Source organism: Rhizobium herbae, assembly GCF_019511375.1.
In the GTDB taxonomy this organism is placed as follows: Bacteria; Pseudomonadota; Alphaproteobacteria; order Rhizobiales; family Rhizobiaceae; genus Pararhizobium; species Pararhizobium herbae_A.
In genome coordinates, this window is the sequence record NZ_JAEUAO010000005.1 from 68288 (window position 1) to 86846 (window position 18559).

Sequence of the window (18559 nt, forward strand, 5' to 3'; positions counted from 1 at the left end):
TCTAGCGACCCAGCAGCCGATCCCTATATACGGACTGTGTCCGTTAGAACCTCCCACAAATCTTCTGACCTCCCAAGACAGGATTTTGCCATGACGATCTCCAGCAACTACCGCCAGGCCGATTATCCGATCGAGCCGAGCTTTCTTAACCGTTGGTCGCCGCGCGCGTTCACCAGCGAGACCATCTCGCAAACCGAACTCCTGACGATCCTCGAAGCCGGCCGCTGGGCGCCGTCGGCCTACAACTCGCAGCCCTGGCGCTTTGTCTATGCGCTCCGCGGCACCGAACAGTGGGACAAGCTCCTCCCGATCCTCAACGAGTTCAACCAGAGCTGGGCAAAATCCGCGTCCGCTCTCGTCATCTTCATTTCGAAAACCCATTTCACTGCGCCGGGCGCATCCGAGCCAAGCCTCTCCTACAGCCACAGCTTCGACGTAGGCGCCGCATGGAGCGCGATCGCCCATCAGGCCCAGCTTCTCGGCTTCCAGGCGCACGGCATGACAGGACTGCATTTCGACAAGGCCATCGAGATTCTCGGCATTCCGGACGGCTACCGCGTCGAGGCCGCTGCGGCTATCGGGCGTCCTGGCGACAAAGCGCAGCTGCCGGAATATTTGCAGGCGCGCGAGACGCCTAGCCCGCGCCGGCCACTCGCCGAAATTGCCTTCAACGGCATCTTTGTCGCCGAGTAAGTGTCGAAAAAAGAAAACCACGCCTTCTTGCGAAGGCGTGGTTTTACGGCCAGCAATTGATCGCCCGGATCAGATATCGAGATTGGCGACGCTCAGCGCGTTTTCCTGGATGAAATCGCGGCGCGGCTCGACTTCGTCGCCCATCAGACGCGAGAACAAACCGTCAGCGTCGGTCGCATCGGCCACCTTGACCTGCAGCAGCGACCGGACATTCGGATCGAGCGTCGTCTCCCAGAGCTGTTCGGCATTCATCTCGCCAAGGCCCTTGTAGCGCTGCATCGACAGGCCCTTGCGGCCGCTGGCGAAGATCGCATCGAGCAGGGCGCGCGGGCCGCTGATTTCCAAGGCACCGTCCTTGCGGCGCAGGGTCGGCGGATGGGCGTAGATTTCCTTCAGACGCGGGGTCAGCTGGTCAATGTGCCGCGCGTCCGAAGAGCCGATCAGCGCCATGTCGAGCAAGGCCACTTCCTTGACGCCGCGCACCATGCGTTCGAAGCGCAGCCCGCCGTCACCGGCCACCACCGCGGTCCAGCCGCGTTCCGTTTCTTCGGCAATGAGATCAAGGCGCTTTGCAACCTCGTCCGCGGTCGCTTTCGACTGAGCGGTGTGCTGGTTGAGCTCGGGATTGAGCGCCCCTGCAATCGCTGCCTGTTCGACGACGGCGCGGCTGTAGCGCGAATGCAGGCCGTCTATCAGAGAGCGCAGGCGCAGCGCGTCGAGAATGACCTCGCGCAGGTCCTGGCCGACACGTACCTCGCCGGAGCCGAGTTCGAGCGCGGCGTCCTCGAGACCCATGGAGATCAGATACTCCTCCAGCGCCTTCTCGTCCTTCAGGTACTGAGCCGACTTGCCGCGCGCCACCTTGTAGAGCGGCGGCTGGGCAATATAGAGGTGGCCGCGCTCGATCAGTTCCGGCATCTGCCGGAAAAAGAACGTCAAAAGCAATGTCCGGATATGGGCGCCGTCCACGTCGGCATCGGTCATGATGATGATCTTGTGGTAGCGCAGCTTTTCGGGATTGAATTCGTCCTTGCCGATCGAGGTGCCGAGCGCCGTGATCAGCGTGCCGATTTCCTGACTCGACAGCATCTTGTCGAAGCGGGCCCGCTCGACATTGAGGATCTTGCCGCGCAGCGGCAGGATGGCCTGGTTTTCGCGCGAGCGGCCCTGCTTGGCCGAGCCGCCTGCCGAGTCCCCTTCGACCAGGAACAGTTCGGACTTCGCCGGATCCCGTTCGGAGCAATCGGCCAGTTTTCCCGGCAGCGAGGAGATATCGAGCGCACCCTTGCGGCGCGTCAGTTCGCGCGCCTTGCGCGCCGCTTCGCGGGCTGCGGCCGCCTCGACGACCTTGCCGACGAGGATTTTCGCATCACCCGGATGTTCCTCCAGCCAGACGCTCAGCGCCTCGTTGACGAGGCTTTCGACGACCGGGCGGACTTCCGAGGAGACCAGCTTGTCCTTGGTCTGCGAGGAGAATTTCGGATCCGGCACCTTGACCGAGAGAACTGCCGTCAAGCCTTCACGGCAGTCGTCACCGGTCAGCGTTACCTTCTCCTTCTTCATGATGCCGGAACTGTCGGCATAGGAGACGATCTGGCGGGTCAGTGCGCCACGGAAGCCGGCCATATGGGTGCCGCCGTCGCGCTGCGGAATGTTGTTGGTGAAGCAGAGCACGTTCTCGTGGTAGCTGTCGTTCCACCACATCGCGACTTCGACGGTAATGCCGTCCTTTTCACCGCGGATCGCAACAGGCTTGGAGACCAGCGGCTTCTTTGCCCTGTCGAGATAGGCGACGAAGGCTTCAAGACCCCCGTCATAGATCATCTCGTCCTGGCGGATATCGGAGTGGCGTTTGTCGGTAAGCAGGATGCGAACGCCGGAATTCAGGAAGGCGAGTTCGCGCAACCGGTGTTCCAGCGTGCCGTAGTCGAAATCGATCATGGTGAAGGTTTCGGTGCTCGGCAGGAAGGTGACTTCGGTGCCGGTCTCGCCGTTGCTGTCGCCGACGACGGCCAGCGGCGCGTCCGCAACACCGTGGGTGAAGTTGATTTCGTGGATCTTGCCCTGACGCTTGATCTTGAGCTTGAGCTTGACCGAGAGAGCATTGACGACCGAGACGCCGACGCCGTGCAGGCCACCGGAGACCTTGTAGGAGTTCTGGTCGAACTTACCGCCGGCGTGCAGCTGCGTCATGATCACTTCCGCCGCTGAAATCCCCTCTCCGGTATGGATGTCGGTCGGGATGCCGCGGCCGTTGTCGGTGACCGTCACCGAGCCATCGGGGTTCAGCGTCACGGTGACGATATCGGCATGACCGGCCAAGGCCTCGTCAATGGCATTGTCGACGACTTCATAGACCATGTGGTGAAGACCGGAACCGTCGTCGGTATCGCCGATATACATGCCCGGCCGCTTGCGGACGGCATCGAGACCCTTCAGAACCTTGATGGAATCGGCACCATATTCGGCGTTTGCGCCGGCTTCGGTTTCAGGCAAATCGGTCATGCGGCTATAGGTCTTTCCAGGTTTTGATGCCATGTCTTCGGAGATCGGATTCCGTGCGAATCAGCCCTCGATGGCGCTCCCCGAATATAGGGATTTTGTCCAGAGTTCCAAATCCCGTGCAGCCTGAAAGCGGCAGAATTCAGGGGATCATCAGAGTTCCTTATCAGGAAACCGGCCTTTTTCCAAAACATCTTCCAGGATGCCGATGGTTTCACCGGATAAACCGCGGATACGGCTGGCAAGCCGGTTGGCAAAGGCGGTGTGCGCGGGCGACAGGCCGGATGTGTCGAGCACGACTTTCGGATCGGAAAGGGCCGCCAGTCCGAAAAGCTCATCGGCATCATCCCAGATGACGTTGAAATATCCGGCGACCCTTTGCAGGAATTCAAAGCTCGGCGCACCGCGCTTTCCATGTTCCAATGCCGAAAGGTAGGCCGGCGACACGCCGATGGCCGCGGCCATTTGCTTCTGCGACACGCCCTTCTTTCGCCGCAGCCGGTGCATCGCTTCGCCAAAGGGCGTCATGGGGTCGACCCCTTGGGCTTCGACAGGCGAACATAGAGAGCGCCCTCGCCGCCGTGGTTGCGTGCCGCCGGCTCGTAGGACGATATCAGCATCCGGAATTCCGGCAGCGAAAACCACATCGGCACCGCCCGCTTCAATGCCCCCTCGCTGCCAAGCGACGTGCCCTTGCCGGTGATGACGAGCACATGCCGAAGCCCTCGCTCGTGCGCACGCAAAAGAAAATGCAGGAGGAACCCATGCGCCTCATTTTGCACCATGCCGTGCAGGTCGATGCGCGCTTCGATCGGCAGATGGCCTTTTGCCAGTTTGCGCTTGACCGGCTTTTCGAGCGGATGGTGGACGCGCGGACGCTTCACGGCTTCCGGTGCCGAGCCGAAAGCCTCGGCCAGGGATTTGCCTTCCTTGATCGTCGGGACAGCGGGCTTCTCCGGCTCCGGTTCCGGCGCCGGCTCCTCGAATTCGGCAAGCTCGTCCAGGCGCCCGGGCAGAGGACGGGTGGTGCGGGCGACCTTGCCCCACAATATCCGATCCTCGCTCGTCAGGTTCTTGATCCTAGCCATGGTCGTATCTTGCCGCCGCAGCCTTCGGAACGAAAATGAAAAAGTCGGCGTCGTTGCGCACGCCCCCAGCCAACCGTCCTGCCTCGTCGCCCGAACCGGTGAAAAGATCGCCCCGGGCAGGCCCGACGATCGCCGAACCGGTATCGAGCGCCAGCATCAGGCGTCGAAACGGCCGCCCGCTGTCGATCGACGTCAGACTGTCGCTCGAAATGAAGAAGGGAACGCCGAAGGTATGGATGAGCCGGTCGACCGCGAGCGAGCGGCCGGGCTCCAGGGCCACTTTGGCAGCTGCCACCGGACCGAGACCGGTATCATCGACCTCCGCCTCGCGAAAGAAGATGAAGGACCGATTGTGCCAGAGCACCTCGTCAGTCTCATTCGGATGATCATCCAGCCATTGCCGGATCGACTGCATCGAGACGGATGCCGCGTCGATCTTGCCGCGCTCGATCAGCAGCTTTCCGGTGGCGGAGAAATAATGCCCGGTTTTTGCCGCGTAGGTGATGCGCTTCATCGAACCGTCGGGAAAGACCAGCCGGGCGGCGCCTTGCACATGGGCGAAGAACACGTCGACCTTGGATTTCGCATAGGCGATCTCCAGTCCGCGTCCGGCCAGAAAGCCCTGCTCGATCGCCTTGCGGTCCGGATATTCGCCGATGACACCGTCCTTCAATCTGCCGAAGGCAAAATAAGGGTCCAGGCCATCCGGCCGATTGGTGTCGTCGACATCGATGAGGTCGTCCGGCCGTCGGTAGAAGGGAAAGCGAAAAGTCTCGTCCGGCGTCGCACTGACGAGGACTTCGGGTTCGTAAAAAGCCGTGACGAAACCGGGCTTGCCGTCCCGGCGAACGATCTTGAACGGGGCGAAATGCTCCTCGAAGAAGGCCCGGGCTGCGTCTTCAGTCCGGATGTCGACCGTCGCTGCCGCCTCATAGGCCGGCATCAGGTCGGCGGATGAGACGCCGAGCGAGCCCGTCCTGTGCGGTTTGACGGTCGTGACGTGATTTCGACAGCGCTTCAGAGCGGCCAGCAAGGGCAATGGATTGTCGTCCTGCCAACCGGGGAGGCCGGAAAAGTCTACCCTCTGCAAATCGAAATCCATCGCCCGTGACCCGATCAGTTTTCGGATTCGGTGGCGATCAGCTTCCAGTTCGGATCGCGCGAGCGGATGTCGCGGGCAAATGTCCAGAGATCGTTGACCTCGGAAACGGCTTCACCATCGCCATCGACGATCGCGCCGGATTTGTCATAGGTGGCGGAAATCAATTGGCTGATGATCCGCAGCGTGATGTTGGCTTCGCTGTCCTTGATCTCGGCATGCACCATCTCGGCCTTCTCAATGCCAACGAAAGTGGACTTGACCACTTCGCCCTTCCTTTCACGTTCGGAAATGGCGGCATCGAACCCTTCATAGACGTCGCGGGACAAAAGCCCCTTCAGGGTCTTTCGGTCCCCGTCGGCAAAAGCCATGACGATCATTTCGTAGGCCATCTTGGCGCCGTTCACGAATTCCTGCGGGTCGAAACCCGGATCGGCATCGCTCATGCGGCGCAGCGCCTCGTTCAGCGGCGTGCCGGCCTTGGTAAAGGCATCGATATCGGCATAGCGTGAAATGTCCTCGCCAGTGCCGTCGCGGCGGGGAAGCTGCACGACCTTGCCGGCTGCTTCCGGGCGTTGGGCGGCCTCGCGCGGCGAATAGGGATCAACGGGCGGACGTTCGTTGCCGGTCCTCTTTCCCAGCACGCTGCGCAACTGAAGGAAGATGATCACCGCGGCGACCAGGAAAAACAACGTGATGAAGTCAAAAGAGCCCATTTCCACCCAGAACCGCCGTTAACATGCCGTGCAATCATCCCATATAGTCTGCATGACACGATCATTCAAACGACTATATCACTTCTTTGCAATTGCCGGTCCAATGGGGACAGGCTGCTTTGAGAATAAGTGGACACAATGCGCTCGGTGATCATTCCGCTGCTTTTCCTTTTGATGCCGCTTGCGGAGATCGCTGCCTTCATCCTTGTCGGCCGCGAGCTCGGTGTCGGCATGACGTTGCTGCTGGTACTGGCAAGCGCGATCGCCGGTGCCGCTCTCCTGCGCATCCAAGGCTTCGGCGTGCTCAGGAAAATTCAGCAGGCCTCGCGGACCGGTACCGATCCCGGGCGGCAACTCGTGCATGGCGCGATGATCGTGATCGCCGCATTCCTGCTGATCATTCCCGGCTTCATCAGCGACGTCGTCGGGCTGCTGCTTTTCATTCCGGCCGTCAGGGATCTCGGCTGGTCGCTGATCAAGACCCGGCTGACCGTCGTGACGACGGGTGGGTTGGGCGGCTTTTCGCGCGGACTGGGACCTGAGCACGGACCGTCACAGCGATCCGGCCCGCAGGTCATTGACCTCGATGAAGACGAATTTTCCCGTACCGATGGCCGTGGCCGCACCGATCCGAACGACCGCGACCGCCTGAAGTGAAGGGCGTTGCGGGTTGTAAGCCCAGGTGCGAAGTGCTAGATGGCCTCACCTCATTCATGTTCGAAGGAAAAGGCCTTATGACCGATACCGCATCCACCCCCAACGGCGGCGCAGCAGAGAGCCCGTCCCTGAACATCCTGGCGCAGTACATCAAGGACCTTTCGTTTGAAAATCCCGGTGCGCCGCGTTCGCTTCAGGCACGCGAAAAGGCCCCGTCGATCAACATCAATGTCAACGTCAACGCCAACCCGCTGTCGGATGCCGAATTCGACGTGGTGCTGACGCTGAATGCCGAAGCCAAGGACGGCGACAAGATGCTGTTCAATGTGGAACTCGCCTATGGCGGCGTCTTCCGCGTCACCGGCTTCCCTCAGGAACACATGCTGCCGCTGCTCTTCATCGAGTGCCCGCGGCTGCTCTTCCCCTTCGCGCGCCAGATCGTTGCCGATGCAACGCGCAACGGCGGTTTCCCGCCGCTGATGATCGACCCGATCGATTTCGCCCAGATGTTCACCCAAAGGATGGCCGAAGAGAAGGTCCGTTCGCAGGTCTCCGCCAACACGAACTGATCCGGTTCCCGTCAGGCGTGATTTGAACGATGCCCGGTCGGTGACCGGGCATTTTCATTTGGCGGGCTCGTATCTTGCCCAGATCGCCTTCGCGCCCATTTTGGCGACGAGCGCCGCATGCGCCTCGATTTCCACGATGGTCAGCCGGGGGGCGAGCGGCCGCGGCCTTTGCCCGGCGACGACGATTATATCGTCGGTCTCGGCGACCTGGCCGCCGCGGCTCTCGCCGGACAAAAGGCCGAGCGCCGTCTGCCGGCCGCCGATCATCTCGATATAAACTTCCGCGAGAAGCTCGGAGTCGAGCAGCGCGCCGTGCTTGGTGCGGTGCGAATTGTCGATCCCGTAGCGCCGGCAAAGCGCATCGAGCGAGTTCGGACCCATCGGGTGTTTGCGCCGGGCAAGAGCCAGCGTATCGGTCACCAGGTCATTGGTGATGGCAGGCAGACCGAGCCGCGCCAATTCGGCGTTGATGAAGCCCATGTCGAAGGTGGCATTGTGAGCGACCCAGCGGGCGTCGCCGAAGAAATCCAGGAGCTCGGTGACGATGCCGGCAAAGTCCGGCTTGTCCTTCAGGAACTCGTCGGAAATGCCATGGACCGCCAACGCATCGGGATGCACCTTGCGGTCACCGGGATTGATGTAGACATGGAACGTTCGCCCCGTCGGAAAATGGTTGTGGAGTTCGATGCCGCCGATTTCGATGACCCGGTCCAGCCTGTTGTCGAGACCGGTCGTTTCCGTATCGAAGATGATTTCGCGCATCATGGCCCCTTCTGGCTGGTCACCTGCCGGACGATCGCCGCGACCTGGGCGCGGGTCGAATCAAACTCGCCGCTGGTATCGATGACGTAATCTGCTTTCGCACGTTTTTCGGCATCGGGAACCTGGCGGGAGAGAATGAGGGCGAATTTTTCCTCCGTCATCCCCGGTCTTTTCATCACGCGCTCCTTCTGGATCTCCGGATCGCAGGTGACGACCACCACCGCATGGACCCGATCTTCCGCCTTCGTCTCGAACAACAGCGGAATATCGAGTAGGACCATCGGCGATTTTTTCGCGCGCTGACGCGCAAGGAACGCCCGCTCCGCTCTGCGCACCAGGGGATGAACGATTGCCTCCAGTTTCTTGAATAGAGCGGGGTTTTCAGCGAGCTGCCGTGACAGCTCCTCCCTGTCGACTGCCCCGGCCGCCGTCGCTCCGGGAAATGCCGCCTCGATCGGCGCAACCGCTTCCCCCCGATAAAGCGAATGCACGACTGCGTCGGCATCGTTCACGGGCACGCCGAGATCCGCAAACATTTGCGCGGCAGTCGATTTGCCCATGCCGATCGATCCTGTAAGTCCCAGAATGATCATGCGTGCCGCGCCATGTCGTCGATGATGATCTGCCGCAACGTCGCGTCGACCTCGGGTCTCTTGCCAAACCATTTTTCAAAACCGGGCGCCGCCTGATGCAGCAGCATGCCAAGACCGTCAACGATCCTGTGGCCCTGCGCCTCGGCCTGCTGCAGGATCGGCGTCTTCAGCGGGACATAGACGATATCCGTCACCACACTGCCGGGTCGCATCACCGTGAAATCGATATCGGGCGCCTCTGATCCATCCATCCCGAGCGACGTGGTGTTGATGAAAAGGCCGGCGTCCAGCATTACCTCCGGCAAGGCCTGCATCGGCTGCGCATGAACTGCCGGACCGAACCGCTCGGCCAGTTCCTGGGCCCTCGCCTGCGTCCGGTTAACCACGTGAATGGTCTTGACGCCGCGATCCCGAACGGCCTGTATGACGGCCCGGCTGGCCCCGCCGGCGCCGAGGACGATCGCAGTGTCGCATCGATCCCAGCCGACAGAGCGTTCGTCTAGATTCGCCGTGAAGCCATATCCGTCCGTATTGGTCGCATGCACCACCCCGCCCTCGACCCACAGGGTATTGGAAGCGCCCAGCTCGGTGCTCAGCTCGTCCGGCCGGTCGGCAAGGGCGTAGGCCGTTTCCTTGTGCGGGATGGTGACATTGCCGCCGATGAAGCCGGACTGGCCGCTCCGCAGCGACGCGATGAAGGTCGGGAAGTCTTCAGGCGCGACTTCATGCGCCCGGTAGCTTCCTTCGAGACCAAGCTGTTTCAGCCAGTAACCATGGATCAGAGGCGAGCGGGAATGCTTGACGGGATAGCCGGTGACGAAGGCATGGTTAACAAATGTTTCACGTGAATCACGCATCGATCACCCGCAAATCCCTGAGCTTGGCCAGAAGTGGCAGCATCGGCAGACCGAGGATGGTGAAATAATCACCTTCGATCTTCTCGAAGAGTTGAATGCCCTCACCCTCCAGCTGATAGGCGCCAACGCTCGACAGCGCCTTTGCGCCGACGCGTTCCAGGTGCCGATCGATGAAGTCCGCACTTAAAGCGCGAACGGTCATCCGGGCGGCAGACAGATGTTTCCAGAGGATGTCGCCTCCCCGTGTCAGGACGATCGCGCTGTTCAGCTGGTGGGTCTGTCCGGAGAGCGACAGCAGATGCTCCCTCGCTTCCTTCATGTCCCGTGGCTTGTGATAGACGCGCTGGCCGAGCGACATGGTCTGGTCCGAGCCTATTATAATGTCTTTAGGAAAGACCCCGCCGACATCTCTCGCTTTCGCCTCGGCCAGAATGAGGGCCATCTCCTCAGGCGAAGAATGCTGTTGCTCCACCTGGTTTTCGATCGCCCGCTCGTCGATCCCGGCCGCCTTCGCCTGGAAACGAATGCCGGCATTCTCCAGGAGCATGCGCCGGAAGGGGCTCGCCGAAGCGAGGACGAGTGAACCTGCCATTGTCTTCAATCCTGATTGACCGGACTGGCCTTAACGCAGCCGCGGTCTCAGGGCAACAATTGCAGCCGCCGTTTCCTCGATCGAGCGACGCGTCACGTCGATCATCGGCCAGTTGTTGCGGGTGCAGAGCGATCGCGCGTATTTCAGTTCCTCGGCAATCGAGGCGCGGTCGACATATTCTTCGCCGCGGAAATTGTGCGACGGGGTTCCGAGCACCCGGTTCTCCCGCACCTGGGAAATCCGGTCGACGGTTGCGATCAGCCCGACGACCAGTGGCTTGGTTGCCTCCATGAGCCGGTCCGGCAACGGGACGCCGGGCACGATCGGAATATTGGCAGTCTTGATGCCGCGATTGGCGAGATAGATGCTGGTCGGTGTTTTCGAGGTCCGGCTGATGCCAACCAGCACGACGTCGGCATCGTTGAAATCCGCCGGCATCTGCCCGTCATCATGATCCATGGTGAAATTGAGCGCATCGATACGCGCGAAGTAGTCGGCGTCCATCACATGTTGCGCACCGGACCGCCGCCGGGACGTGGTGCCCAGATAGGACTGGAAAAGCTCGATAATCGGGTCGAGCACCGAAACACACGGCAGGCCCATCTCCTTGCAGGTCGCATCGATGATGTCGGCGAGCTCCCGATCGACGATGGTATAAAGCACGATCCCCGGCGCACCATCGATCGCGGCCATCACCTGCATCAGCTGCTTGCGATTCCTGATCAGCGGATAGACGTGTTCGAGCGCATGCGACGACTGAAACTGCGCGGCCGCTGCCCTGCCCGCCGCGATCAACGTCTCGCCGGTCGAATCGGAGATCAGATGCAGATGGAAATAGTTTTTATGGTTCTCCACGCTATTTCTCCGGGGCTGTTGATAAACCGGGACAACGACGATCAAGCGCCGGCCCTTTTCCAAGGCGGAGGGAAAACCGGCGCGTTATTCACAATCCGGATTCGCGGGAGACCGATTTTCCTCGCTTGTGGACAAGACTCATGGAAGGACAAAGTGTCACGTTTGTCCACCGCTTTTCCACAAGAAAGGCGCGCGGCTGGAAACAGGCAAGATTTTGAATCCCCTGAATTTTCCCGGGTATGCCGGAAGTTATGGCGGCGCGGCGAAATTTGAACCCGGCAATTGGGTCGAACGAGCACAAACGTGGAAAAAGGTTGGGTGACTTTTAATCCTTGATAGTCACCGACTCTAAGAAATAGAAACCTTTAGAGATCTGATTTCTTTTATATTGGGAGAATGTGTCGGTGACCGAGAAAAGCCGCAAGGTGCTACGGGTGTTGAATGGTGAAACCCTGTCACCTCCCCCTGTCTGGTTGATGCGGCAGGCTGGACGCTATCTTCCCGAATATCGCCAGACCCGGGCAGCAGCCGGCAGCTTTCTCGATCTCTGTTACACCCCGGAGCTTGCTGTCGAAGTGACGCTGCAGCCGATCCGCCGATACGGCTTTGACGCTGCCATTCTCTTTTCCGATATCCTGGTCATTCCCGATGCATTGAAACGCAATGTGCGTTTCGAGGAGGGGCATGGACCACGCATGGATCCGATCGAGGAAGCCGACATTGCAAGGCTCGATACCCGACCGGTCGCCGATCATCTGAAGCCGGTCATCGAAACGGTCCGGCGGCTGCGCGACGAACTGCCTGAAGAGACGACCCTGCTCGGTTTCTGCGGCGCGCCCTGGACGGTGGCGACCTATATGATCGCAGGCCACGGGACACCGGACCAGGCGCCGGCGCGTTTGTTTGCCTATCGCTATTCGGAAGCCTTCGACTGTTTGCTGGCAACGCTTGCCGACGTTTCGGCCGATTACCTCGTCGCGCAGATCGATGCCGGCGCCGACGCGGTACAGATTTTCGATTCCTGGGCAGGCGTGCTCGGCGAAGACGAGTTTCTGAGATATGCCGTCAAGCCGGTTCGCCGGATGATCGACAGTGTTCGGGCGCGACGGCCGAATGCCAGGATCATCGCCTTTGCAAAGGGTGCCGGCATTCTTCTCAAGGGCTATCGCCAGGGAACCGCTGCCGACGCCATCGGTCTGGACTGGTCGGTGCCGCTTTCCTTTGCGGCCGAGCTTCAGAAGGACGGTCCCGTCCAGGGCAATCTCGACCCGATGCGGGTCGTTGCCGGCGGGCAGGCGCTGGATGACGGCATCGACGCGATCCTGCAAGCCCTGGGCAACGGCCCGCTGATCTTCAACCTCGGCCATGGCATCACGCCGCAGGCCGATCCGGACAACGTCTTGCGTCTCGTCTCGCGGGTGCGCGGAGCAAGGGCATGACGGAGCGCCAGACCGAGGCTGGTCCCGGGAAAAGGGCGCGCATGCGCGCTCTTGTCGCCATTGCGCTGTTTCTGGCACTGCTCGCTGGGTTGTTCGTTTGGCAGCCCGATAATCTCTATCTCTGGGTCAAGGCGCTGCATATCATCGCCGTGATGTCCTGGATGGCCGCCCTGCTCTACATGCCGCGACTGTTCATCTATCACACGGATGCGGCGCCGGGCTCCGACCAGTCCGAGACCTTCAAGATGATGGAACAGCGGCTCTTGAAGGTCATCATGAACCCGGCAATGATGATCAGCTGGATGCTCGGCCTTTATCTCGCCTGGAGCGTCTACGGATTTCAGGGCGGATGGCTGCATGCAAAGTTGCTTTTGGTTGTTCTCCTGACGGGCGTCCATATGCTGTTTGCCCGCGCGGTGCGGGCCTTCGGGCGGGATGAAAACGCCCGCAGCGCCCGCTATTGGCGGCTGATGAACGAGGCGCCGACGGTGCTGATGATCCTGATCGTCATCATGGCAGTTGTAAAACCGCTTTGATCAGCGCACGTTCTTAAGGAAACTTTTGCTAATTTTTCCAAACCCCTTGCGGCGCGGCGAGTGAATCGCTATTTTCCGCCCACCTCCTCTTATCGTGACCTATGTAAACGTTACGAGCCTGCCCCTTCCGCTGCAGCTCCCCTTACATCAGACACGCCGATTTTTCCTTTCCGATTCCAAGTGTGGTCCCTTCATGGCTGAGATGAAGCTACAAGAACTTAAGAACAAAACAGCGACGGATCTCCTGGCCTTTGCTGAATCACTCGAGGTCGAGAACGCCAGCGTCATGCGCAAGCAGGAGCTGATGTTCGCGATCCTGAAAATGCTGGCGAGCCAGGATGTCGAAATCATCGGCGAAGGCGTCGTCGAGGTACTGCAGGACGGCTTCGGCTTCCTGCGCTCGGCCAATGCCAATTATCTGCCGGGCCCGGACGACATCTACATCTCGCCCTCGCAGATCCGCCGCTTCTCGCTGAAGACCGGCGATACCGTCGAGGGCCCGATCCGCGGTCCGAAGGAAGGCGAACGCTATTTCGCCCTGCTCAAGGTCAACACGATCAACTTCGAGGACCCGGAGAAGATTCGCCACAAGGTTCATTTCGACAATCTGACGCCGCTCTACCCGAACGAGCGCTTCAAGATGGAGCTTGAGGTCCCGACCTCGAAGGATCTTTCCGCTCGCGTCATCGACCTGATCGCCCCCCTCGGCAAGGGCCAGCGCGGCCTGATCGTTGCGCCGCCGCGCACGGGTAAAACCGTCCTCTTGCAGAACATCGCCCATTCGATCACCGCCAACCATCCGGAGTGCTACCTGATCGTTCTCCTGATCGATGAGCGGCCGGAAGAAGTCACCGACATGCAGCGCTCGGTCAAGGGCGAAGTCGTCTCCTCGACCTTCGACGAGCCGGCGACGCGCCACGTCCAGGTCGCCGAAATGGTCATCGAGAAGGCCAAGCGCCTGGTCGAACACGGCCGCGACGTCGTCATCCTGCTTGACTCGATCACCCGCCTCGGCCGCGCCTACAACACCGTCGTGCCGTCGTCGGGCAAGGTGCTGACCGGTGGTGTCGATGCCAACGCCCTGCAGCGGCCGAAGCGCTTCTTCGGTGCCGCGCGCAACATCGAGGAAGGCGGCTCGCTGACGATCATTGCCACCGCGCTGATCGATACGGGTAGCCGTATGGACGAAGTCATCTTCGAAGAATTCAAGGGTACCGGCAACTCGGAAATCGTGCTGGACCGCAAGGTCGCCGACAAGCGCATCTTCCCGTCCATGGACATCCTCAAGTCCGGTACGCGCAAGGAAGACCTTCTCGTGCCGCGTCAGGACCTGCAGAAGATCTTCGTGCTTCGCCGCATCCTCGCGCCAATGGGCACCACGGATGCGATCGAGTTCCTGATCGACAAGCTGAAGCAGACCAAAACCAATGGCGATTTCTTCGATTCGATGAATACCTGACCGGATCGACGGATTTCGTGACAAAGCCCAGGTTCTGCCTGGGCTTTCGTGTTTTAACTTAGCCGGATTCCTTCGCCGGAGTCGCGGCTGGGAGTTGCAGCGCTCACGGTGACGCCCGATCTGGCGTATAATCGCGACGACGATAGCAGTTCCGAACCAGGAGGTTCCGGCGGTGAACCATCAGCAGGATCAGAGCGTGGCCGACACGATCTATGCCTTGTCCTCCGGCGGACTTCCGTCCGGCGTCGCGGTGATCCGTATCAGCGGTCCGCGCACACGGTCGGCGGTGGAACGGCTGTGTGGATCCGTACCCGCGCCAAGAAAGGCGTCGCTGCGGTCGATTCGCAATCGAAACAATGATGTCCTGGACCAGGGCCTGGTGCTTTACTTCGCGGCGCCGGCATCATTCACCGGAGAGGATTGTGCCGAGTTCCAGATTCATGGAGGACGCGCTGTCGTCGACGCTGTTCTGTCTGAACTTTCGACGATTGCCGGACTGAAGCATGCAGAGGCGGGCGAGTTTTCAAGGCGCGCCTTTCACAACGGCAAGCTCGACCTTGTTGAGGTCGAAGGCCTCGCCGACCTGATTGCCGCAGAAACCGAGATGCAGCGTCGCCTGGCGCAGGAACATTCGAGCGGGCATCTGTCGGCGCTTTATCACGGCTGGGCGCGCCGTCTTACTCACGCAAGGGCGATGATCGAAGCCGAGCTTGATTTTGCCGATGAGGACGATGTTCCGGGCTCGGTGGCGGCGTCCATATGGGTTGACATGCGAGCCCTGCGCGCAGAGATCGATGCGCATCTGGCTGGGGCCGGTACGGCGGAAATCATCCGCGACGGGCTGAAAATCGTGATCGCCGGCGAACCGAATGCCGGTAAATCGAGCCTGCTCAACTGCCTCGCCCGGCGCGACGTCGCCATCGTCACCGACATCGCCGGGACCACCAGGGACGTGCTGTCCGTCGATCTTTCCTTAGCCGGATTCTCCGTACGGCTTTTTGACACGGCAGGGCTTCGTCCTACCGATGACCTGGTCGAGAAAGAGGGTGTGCGCCGCGCCTACGTGACACTGGAGCAGGCCGACCTTGTCCTGTTGCTGGCCGATGCCCCGGGCGGCTTCCCGGAACTGACGGAGCTTTATGCAGCCAAGCCGGTTATTCGCATCGGTACCAAGATTGATCGGGGCACCGATTTATGGGATAAGGCTGGCGCCGATGTCTTGATTTCGACAAAGACGGGCGCGGGAATAGACCGGCTTATCGAACAATTGAAAAACCACCTCCCCGACCTTTCGGGCCAAACGGCGTTGGCGTTGCCGTCGCGAAAAAGGCATGTCAACTGTCTTAAGCAAGCGCGTGATGCGATCGATTTGAGTTTGGCACAATCTAATCGCGGGCTTGATATTCAGGCTGAATATCTTCGCCAGGCTGGAGACGCACTCGGTCGAATCACGGGGCGTGTTGACGTTGAAGACCTGTTGGACGTGATTTTCTCCGAGTTCTGTATCGGTAAATGAGGTACAACCGCGGAATACAACGTGCGCGAGTCTCCGTGGATGTTTCACGTGAAACGATTCGGAACCGATTTGATACCGTGATGGAGACGGTTTGGGTATGATTGAGTACGATGTGATTGTCATCGGCGGCGGCCATGCCGGGTGTGAAGCTGCAAGTGCCGCGGCTCGCATGGGGGCAAAAACGGCTCTTGTTACGCACAAGCGGGATACGATCGGCGTGATGTCGTGCAATCCGGCGATTGGCGGGCTCGGCAAGGGCCATCTCGTTCGCGAGATCGATGCCATGGACGGTCTGATGGGCCGCGTCGCCGACGCTGCTGGCATCCAGTTCCGCTTGCTCAATCGCCGTAAGGGACCGGCCGTTCGTGGCCCGCGCACCCAGGCTGATCGAAAGCTCTATCGGCTGGCGATGCAGGCAGAGATCCAGTCGATCCACAACCTGGATGTCATTGAGGGCGATGCATTCGATCTCCAGCTTGAAGGCGGCCGGGTCAGAGGTGTTGTTCTTGCCGACGGCCGAGTGCTGCGATGCGGAGCCGCCGTCCTGACGACCGGCACGTTTCTGCGCGGCTTGATTCACATCGGCAACCGGAAGATCCCCGCTGGCCGCGTGGGAGAAGTGCCCAGCGTCGGATTGTCAGCGACGCTTGAAGGCTTCGGTCTGCGCCTCGGCCGCTTGAAAACGGGAACGCCTGCCCGACTGGATGGCAAGACGATCGATTGGGGATCCGTTGGCCGGCAGAGCGCGGATGAAGATCCGGTGCCTTTCTCCTTTATGACCGACCGGATTGTCAATCGCCAGATCGATTGCGGCGTCACGCGAACGACGGCGGCCACGCATCAGATCATCGCCGACAACCTCAACCGGTCCGCGATGTATTCGGGCCAGATCGAAGGCGTGGGGCCGCGATATTGCCCTTCGATTGAAGACAAGATCGTCAAATTCGGCGAGCGCGATGGTCACCAGATTTTTCTCGAGCCGGAAGGCCTGGATGACGATACCGTCTACCCCAATGGCATTTCGACATCGCTACCCGAGGATGTGCAGGACGCCTTCATCAGGACGATTCCCGGCCTGGAGCGGGTCTCTATCCTGCAACCGGGCTATGCGATCGAGTATGATCACGTCGATCCGCGTGAACTTTCTGCGTCCTTGGAAGTGAAAAAGATTTCGGGCCTGTTTCTGGCGGGTCAAATCAACGGTACGACCGGCTATGAAGAAGCCGGGGCCCAGGGGCTGGTGGCGGGACTCAATGCGGCGCTGCTTTGTGGCGGGAGTGCGCCTTATCAGTTCAGCCGGACGAATTCCTATATCGGTGTGATGATTGATGACCTCACCTCCCGCGGCGTTGCCGAGCCCTATCGCATGTTCACCTCCCGCGCGGAATACAGGCTGTCCTTGCGTGCGGACAACGCAGATATCCGGCTGACGCCCGAGGCGATGTCGCTCGGCTGTGTCTCGGAACGTCGAGCGGAGAAGTTCAGAGCATGGGTCGAGGCGATCGAGTCCCACCGTCAGATGCTAAAATCGCTGGCGGTTACCCCGACAGAAGGCCGGATGCGCGGCCTCAAGCTCAATCTCGATGGACAGCGGCGGTCTGCCTTTGAACTTCTGTCCTATGCCGAGCATAGTATTCAGTCGCTCGGCGCCGTGTGGCCCGAACTGCTGGCCATCGACGCCAAGCTGGCGGAGGCGCTGGAGATCGATGCGACCTATGCCGTCTATATGGACCGGCAGGCCGCGGATATTGCCGGCGTCCAGCGCGAAGAAAGCCGTGCCATTCCCGAGGGCTTCGACTTTCAATCGCTTTCCGGCTTATCGAATGAGTTGAAGCAAAAGCTCGTCGCCGCCATGCCGCGCAATCTCGCCCAGGCGATGAAGGTCGACGGCATCACGCCGTCGGCCATTTCGCTGATTCTTGCTCATATTCGCAAGGGCGAGGCGTCATCGGTTGCATATTCCAGGCAGGCGATTCAATGATTGCGAGTCCTTCCAGAGAGCTGAACGGATTGCGTGTTTCACGTGAAACGTCTGAGAAACTCGAGCACTTTGCCTTTCTTTTTCAGAAATGGGCAAAGTCGATCAACCTGGTAGCACCGTCGACTTTGAATGATCTATGGCAGCGTCACATTGCAGACAGCGCACAAATTTTTCAGCTCTGTCCTGGGCCAATACGGTGGGTTGATCTGGGCAGCGGCGGTGGTTTTCCCGGCATCATTACCGCAATCTTGCTCGCGGAGTTGGATGGCGGATGGGTTCATCTGGTTGAAAGCAACAACAAGAAGGCGGCATTTCTTCGTGTCGCCTTGACCGAAACCGGGGCGCGCGGCTCCGTTCACCCGATTCGCATCGAGGAAGCCATCAAGATTATCCCGGAATGCGACGCGATCTCCGCTCGTGCGCTTGCGGATCTGCCTCAACTGCTGGATTACTGTGCACCTTGGATGACGAGTGACAGACAAGCTCGCGCATTCTTTCACAAAGGCCGGGATTACCAGCAAGAGATAGACAAAGCCGTTAGCCGCTTTCACTTTGATCTGATAAAACACACAAGCGTCATCGAGGCGGATTCTGTGATTCTCGAGATCGCAAATCTTTCGCGGAACAATCAATAGCGGCGGACCG

At 60.2% G+C, this 18559-nt stretch carries 19 protein-coding genes; 9 read left to right on the forward strand and 10 right to left on the reverse strand.

Annotation, left to right across the window (positions count from 1 at the left end):
* The first annotated feature begins 90 nt into the window (after nt 1-90).
* On the forward strand, nt 91-693 hold the full coding sequence (locus JNB71_RS19415) for a nitroreductase family protein (RefSeq protein WP_220373442.1): 603 nt from the start codon (nt 91-93) through the stop codon (nt 691-693).
* A gap of 69 nt (nt 694-762) precedes the next feature.
* On the opposite strand, the gene gyrB is transcribed toward JNB71_RS19415, so the two are convergent.
* From gyrB to JNB71_RS19440, 5 genes are all read right to left on the reverse strand, one after another.
* Nucleotides 763-3231: a DNA topoisomerase (ATP-hydrolyzing) subunit B gene (gyrB, locus tag JNB71_RS19420; protein WP_431029354.1), complete on the reverse strand. Its 2469-nt coding sequence runs from the start codon at nt 3229-3231 to the stop codon at nt 763-765.
* A 117-nt stretch (nt 3232-3348) separates the two neighbouring features.
* Entirely contained in the window at nt 3349-3723 is a 375-nt protein-coding gene (locus JNB71_RS19425) for a helix-turn-helix domain-containing protein (RefSeq protein WP_018327166.1), read from the reverse strand.
* Nucleotides 3720-4283 (reverse strand): Smr/MutS family protein, encoded by a 564-nt coding sequence (locus JNB71_RS19430; RefSeq protein ID WP_220373444.1) that lies wholly within the window; start codon nt 4281-4283, stop codon nt 3720-3722. Before JNB71_RS19430 ends, JNB71_RS19425 begins: the two co-directional genes overlap by 4 nt.
* A complete protein-coding gene (mltA, locus tag JNB71_RS19435) occupies nt 4276-5385 on the reverse strand; it encodes a murein transglycosylase A (RefSeq protein WP_220373445.1) in 1110 nt (369 codons plus the stop codon). The genes JNB71_RS19430 and mltA overlap by 8 nt, the downstream gene beginning before the upstream one ends.
* Nucleotides 5386-5399: 14 nt before the next feature.
* Entirely contained in the window at nt 5400-6098 is a 699-nt protein-coding gene (locus tag JNB71_RS19440) for a Tim44/TimA family putative adaptor protein (protein ID WP_220373446.1), read from the reverse strand.
* A gap of 138 nt (nt 6099-6236) precedes the next feature.
* Here JNB71_RS19440 and JNB71_RS19445 point away from each other — a divergent pair, with 138 nt between their 5' ends.
* Together JNB71_RS19445 and secB are read left to right on the forward strand one after the other, a co-directional pair.
* A complete protein-coding gene (locus JNB71_RS19445; protein ID WP_220373682.1) occupies nt 6237-6755 on the forward strand; it encodes an FxsA family protein in 519 nt (172 codons plus the stop codon).
* Nucleotides 6756-6832: 77 nt separating this feature from the next.
* Nucleotides 6833-7324, forward strand: a complete 492-nt coding sequence (gene secB, locus JNB71_RS19450; protein ID WP_018327171.1) for a protein-export chaperone SecB — start codon at nt 6833-6835, stop codon at nt 7322-7324.
* Nucleotides 7325-7378: 54 nt separating this feature from the next.
* Here the strand turns inward: secB and dnaQ are convergent, their stop codons facing one another.
* The 5 genes from dnaQ to JNB71_RS19475 are packed head-to-tail and all read right to left on the reverse strand — an operon-like array spanning nt 7379 to nt 10983.
* Nucleotides 7379-8086 carry a DNA polymerase III subunit epsilon gene (gene dnaQ / locus JNB71_RS19455; protein ID WP_220373683.1) on the reverse strand — a complete coding sequence of 236 codons (708 nt, stop codon included), beginning with the start codon at nt 8084-8086 and terminating at the stop codon, nt 7379-7381.
* Entirely contained in the window at nt 8086-8679 is a 594-nt protein-coding gene (gene coaE, locus JNB71_RS19460; RefSeq protein ID WP_220373447.1) for a dephospho-CoA kinase, read from the reverse strand. Before coaE ends, dnaQ begins: the two co-directional genes overlap by 1 nt.
* Entirely contained in the window at nt 8676-9536 is an 861-nt protein-coding gene (locus tag JNB71_RS19465; RefSeq protein WP_220373448.1) for a shikimate dehydrogenase, read from the reverse strand. Before JNB71_RS19465 ends, coaE begins: the two co-directional genes overlap by 4 nt.
* Nucleotides 9529-10128 carry a Maf-like protein gene (locus JNB71_RS19470; RefSeq protein ID WP_220373449.1) on the reverse strand — a complete coding sequence of 200 codons (600 nt, stop codon included), beginning with the start codon at nt 10126-10128 and terminating at the stop codon, nt 9529-9531. Before JNB71_RS19470 ends, JNB71_RS19465 begins: the two co-directional genes overlap by 8 nt.
* Nucleotides 10129-10158: 30 nt before the next feature.
* Nucleotides 10159-10983 (reverse strand): pyruvate, water dikinase regulatory protein, encoded by an 825-nt coding sequence (locus JNB71_RS19475; protein WP_018327176.1) that lies wholly within the window; start codon nt 10981-10983, stop codon nt 10159-10161.
* Nucleotides 10984-11387: 404 nt separating this feature from the next.
* On the opposite strand from JNB71_RS19475, the gene hemE reads away from it, so the two are divergent.
* The 6 genes from hemE to rsmG all read left to right on the forward strand — a co-directional run bounded on the left by hemE (nt 11388) and on the right by rsmG (nt 18549).
* On the forward strand, nt 11388-12422 hold the full coding sequence (hemE, locus tag JNB71_RS19480; RefSeq protein ID WP_220373450.1) for a uroporphyrinogen decarboxylase: 1035 nt from the start codon (nt 11388-11390) through the stop codon (nt 12420-12422).
* Nucleotides 12419-12958, forward strand: a complete 540-nt coding sequence (gene hemJ / locus JNB71_RS19485; RefSeq protein WP_220373451.1) for a protoporphyrinogen oxidase HemJ — start codon at nt 12419-12421, stop codon at nt 12956-12958. The genes hemE and hemJ overlap by 4 nt, the downstream gene beginning before the upstream one ends.
* Before the next feature lie 193 nt (nt 12959-13151).
* On the forward strand, nt 13152-14417 hold the full coding sequence (gene rho, locus JNB71_RS19490) for a transcription termination factor Rho (protein WP_026203593.1): 1266 nt from the start codon (nt 13152-13154) through the stop codon (nt 14415-14417).
* A gap of 172 nt (nt 14418-14589) precedes the next feature.
* Nucleotides 14590-15933: a tRNA uridine-5-carboxymethylaminomethyl(34) synthesis GTPase MnmE gene (mnmE, locus tag JNB71_RS19495; protein ID WP_346657290.1), complete on the forward strand. Its 1344-nt coding sequence runs from the start codon at nt 14590-14592 to the stop codon at nt 15931-15933.
* A gap of 97 nt (nt 15934-16030) precedes the next feature.
* Nucleotides 16031-17914, forward strand: coding sequence for a tRNA uridine-5-carboxymethylaminomethyl(34) synthesis enzyme MnmG (gene mnmG / locus JNB71_RS19500; RefSeq protein ID WP_220373452.1), 1884 nt, complete (start codon nt 16031-16033; stop codon nt 17912-17914).
* On the forward strand, nt 17911-18549 hold the full coding sequence (gene rsmG / locus JNB71_RS19505) for a 16S rRNA (guanine(527)-N(7))-methyltransferase RsmG (protein ID WP_220373453.1): 639 nt from the start codon (nt 17911-17913) through the stop codon (nt 18547-18549). The genes mnmG and rsmG overlap by 4 nt, the downstream gene beginning before the upstream one ends.
* The last annotated feature ends 10 nt before the right edge of the window (nt 18550-18559 follow it).